General features: G+C 66.8%; 4 protein-coding genes. 1 reads left to right on the top strand and 3 read right to left on the bottom strand.

The features are described 5' to 3' along the window. A partial coding sequence (locus tag Q0C41_RS30620) for a hypothetical protein (protein ID WP_291990706.1) occupies positions 1-1,219 on the top strand: 1,219 nt, incomplete at its 5' end. A 14-nt stretch (positions 1,220-1,233) separates the two neighbouring features. Here Q0C41_RS30620 and Q0C41_RS30615 read toward each other — a convergent pair. The 3 genes from Q0C41_RS30615 to Q0C41_RS30605 form a co-directional block, all read right to left on the bottom strand. Next, positions 1,234-1,764, bottom strand: a complete 531-nt coding sequence (locus tag Q0C41_RS30615) for a GNAT family N-acetyltransferase (RefSeq protein WP_291990705.1) — start codon at positions 1,762-1,764, stop codon at positions 1,234-1,236. 153 nt (positions 1,765-1,917) lie between these two features. Further along, entirely contained in the window at positions 1,918-2,640 is a 723-nt protein-coding gene (locus Q0C41_RS30610) for a hypothetical protein (protein ID WP_291990704.1), read from the bottom strand. 56 nt (positions 2,641-2,696) lie between these two features. Further along, the gene (locus Q0C41_RS30605) at positions 2,697-3,464 is read right to left on the bottom strand and encodes a hypothetical protein (RefSeq protein WP_291990701.1); all 768 of its coding nucleotides are present in this window, start codon (positions 3,462-3,464) and stop codon (positions 2,697-2,699) included. Positions 3,465-3,600: the final 136 nt, after the last annotated feature.

The following is a 3,600-nucleotide window of genomic DNA, read 5'->3' as shown; positions in this document are numbered from 1 at the left end:
CGTGAAAGCGGTAACCCTTCTGGCGCTGTCCGCCGCCCTGCTGGCGGGCGCCGTGGCCACGGCCATTGCCCAGCGCACCGGGGCGTTCGATCAATCGATCAACCATCCCGCGATTCGCTACAACACCACCGACGCCAACACCGTTGTCGAGGCGTTGAACCGCAAGCTGGCCGACAAGTCGGCGGCGCTGGTCTTCGACGAGCAGTCGGGCTACCTCAAGTCGGTACTGAATCTGCTGCGCATCCCCGTGGAATCCCAGGTGCTGGTCTACACCCAGACCAGCCTGCAGGCGCAGCACATCACCATGGCCAATCCGCGGGCCCTGTATTTCAACGATCACGCGTCGGTCGGCTTCATCCGCGGCAGCGGGTTGATCGAGATCGTGGCGCAGGATCCGGTGCTTGGCTCGGTGTTCTACGTCGTGCACCAGGAGCGCGCGGCCACGCCGTCCTTTGGCCGTGAATCGCAGTGCCTGCGCTGCCACCTCTCGTGGGACACGCTGGGCGTGCCGGGCCAGACGATTCTCAGCACCTTCCCGCGCAAGGACGCCAACGACTACGCCAATGGGTTCACCGTCGATCATTTCCGGCCGATTGCCGACCGCTGGGGCGGGTGGTACGTCACCGGCAAGCGGGTACCGGCGAAGCATGCCGGCAACCTGCCGTTGTTTGCCCCGAAGCGGGTCGAGACGCCGCCCGCCGCGCGAGTCTCGCTCGACGGACAGCTCGACTGGCGCGGCTATCCCACGCCGTTCAGCGACATCGTGGCGCTGATGGTCATGGAGCACCAGGCGCACCTGTTCAACCTGCTGACGCGCGCGACGTGGGAATCGCGCGTGGGCGGTCCGGCGTCAGAGGCGCGGGTGGCCGAGGCGGTTGACGCGATCGTCGACTACCTGTTGTTCGTGGATGAAGCGCCGATCACGGACGGTCCGATCCAGGGCTCGTCCGGATTCGCCGAGAAGTTCATGGCCGAAGGGCCGCGCGACGGCAAAGGCCGTTCCCTGCGCGACCTGGACCTGCAGACGCGGCTGCAGACGTATCCACTGAGCTACATGATCTACTCGCCGCCGTTCCAGGCGTTGCCCGCGGCGGTGAAGAGCCTGGTGATGGGGAAGATCGATCGCGTGCTGGCGGGAGAGGAAACTGCCGCGAAGTATTCGCACCTGACACCGCCCCTGCGCCAGGCGATCGCCGAGATTCTCGCAGCGACGATGTAACGTGGCGTCCGCCCTTAGGCGGACCCCTTCCGCTCCAGCGTCCACACGTACTCCGGCTCGCCGTTCCTGAGCGATTCCGCGATCACCGTCGCCCCCAGCTTGCGCATGGCCCCGACGCCGCGAGCGTTGCGGACCAGCGTCTTGCCGATCAGCGTGGTGACGCCCCACTCGTTGAACAGGAACTCCAGGTACAGGTCGACGGCTTTTTGGAATACGCCGGTGCCCCACAGCGACGGCGCCATGGCAAAGCCGATCTCGGCGCGATTATCGGTGCCGAGGCGCAGGGCCATGAACAGCCCCGACACTTGCTGGCCGCCGGTCAGCAAGGTGTAGCAGGCCGCGCGGTTGTCGGCGCGCCGCGCCTGGCTCAGGGTAATCCAGGTACTGAACTCGTCAATGGTGGCGGGCGGTGGGTCGAGATGGGCCGACACTTCGGCCTGCGCGAAGAGTGCCGTGAGGGCAGCCGCGTCAGACAGATGTATTTCCCGCAGGCATACATCGTCCTGCGAGAGAACCGGTAAAGCATCCACGGTCGCCTGGCTCACCACGTTGCAAAAGGCTCCCGGAAAAGTGATTGAGGGGCTCGGGAGCTAATCAAGAACAGTATGTCGCGTTTGGGCCAGGGTCAAGCAATTGGCGGTGTTTTCTCGTGCAAGCATCCCGGGCCGGTTGGGCGGAGCCCGGGATGCCTTACGCCACTATTCGGAGTCCCCTTGCGGCTTCGTGCGCACCAACGTCAGAGGCAACGACGTCCCGGCCTGTCGCCATGTGCCCACCAGCTCAGCCGTGGCAGCGTCGAGTTCCCCTTCGAACACGCCGCCCACGGCGGCGACGTCCAGCATCACCCGCGCGCCGTCCTGCACAATCGCGACGGGCATCTCGACGGCGGCGCCGTCGGGACTGAAGATGGTCCCGATGGCGGTGCCATCGGGCAGGTTCGCGAGCGTCACGACCACCCGCAGTGCCGGGTTCAGCGCGCCGTGCCACGTGCCCACCAGTGCCGCGTCAATCCGCGGACTCTTCGGCGCCGCGGCCACCCGCGCGTCGCCCACGCGGGTCAACTCGAACGGGATCACATATTCGCCGAGGGTGACGTCGCCCTTCAGGGTCTTGCCGTCGCCGCTGATCGAGCCGGCGAACGTGCTGGGCTGCGCGCCGCCTTTCACGATGAACCGGACCTCGCGCGCCACGGCCGTGACGGCGGCGAGCGGCAGGGCCTTGATGGCCTGGTCGGGCTGCGCGAACGTGCCCGTGAGTTCGCCCGACGGTTTGCTCCACAGATCCACCGCGATGGCGAGCGGACGATCGGGCACCTGGACGATGCCCTCCCAATGGCCGGTCGGATTGACTGGCGACTGCGCCGCGACCAGCGACGACAGCAGGCTGGCGACGAGCGCCAACAGGCGAATGAAGACACGCATAGCGGACCTCCGGACCATGACGGGGTTAACGAAACGACGAACGTGGCTTGAACGGCTTAGAAATCGTGACGAGCCATGTTGACCCTGGCCAAGTACAGCAGGGCGGCCGACACGGACGCGGCGATGAGCAGCCCCACCCAGGGCACCGCGCCGTCACGGAAGTACGATTCGGCGCTCATGACGCCGAACAGGCTGTAGCGCGACAACCCCGGCACCGCCTGCTCCATGAACGACACGCACATCGCCGCGCCCACGACGATCAGCGGCGGCCGCCAGATGTCGTTGAAGACCGTCGACAGCACGAAGGCGAGGCTGAACAGCACCGTGCCGGCGATGAAGATGCACAGGCTGTAGACCAGTGCGTCGCCCAGGCCGTAGCGCTGGCCGACGGCGGGCGACAGCAGCACCACCAGCAGCGACGGCACGATCGCGAGCACCAGCAGTTCGACCAGGGCCGCCCCGGCGCGGATCTCGAGCAGCCGCTCGCGCGACACCGGCAGCGAGAGCGTGAACATGGCGCCGCCGCGCGAGGCCTGCGACAGCAACCCGCCTGCGCCGAGCAGGATGGCGAACAGCGCCCAGGTCTTGGGCAGGTTGTTGACGAACCACTGCAGCCACACGTAGCCCTCGTAAGTGCGCGACAGCTCCAGGCTTTCGCGGACCTGCCGGCCGATGGCGCCGTCCAGTTGCATGTCGGGCACCGCCGGCAGCAGCTGCGACACTTGCGGGTAGATCAGCACCGTACTGCCGGCCGAGAGCATCAGCAGCGCCAGGCCCGACAGGAAGCGGGAGCGGGTTTCCAGCCACGTCTTGTACCAGAGCATTTCAATCCTCCGTCACGACTGTCTCGAGAAAGATGTCCTTCAGCGGCACGGGTGTCACGTCCACCGACACCGGGTTCAGCCGCCGCGCTTCGGCGGCCACCGCCTCGGCGCCGTCACTGCACAACACGGTGAGCAC

This window comes from Luteitalea sp. (assembly GCF_022842525.1).
In the GTDB taxonomy this organism is placed as follows: domain Bacteria; phylum Acidobacteriota; class Vicinamibacteria; order Vicinamibacterales; family Vicinamibacteraceae; genus Luteitalea.
Note: the sequence above shows the minus strand (reverse complement) of the source record. Positions and strands in the feature narration are given on the sequence as shown.

Coding starts and splice junctions, on each gene's coding strand:
- Q0C41_RS30610 (WP_291990704.1), bottom strand. CDS start 2,640: ATGCGTGTCTTCATTCGCCTGTTGGCGCTCGTCGCCAGCCTGCTGTCG.
- Q0C41_RS30605 (WP_291990701.1), bottom strand. CDS start 3,464: ATGCTCTGGTACAAGACGTGGCTGGAAACCCGCTCCCGCTTCCTGTCG.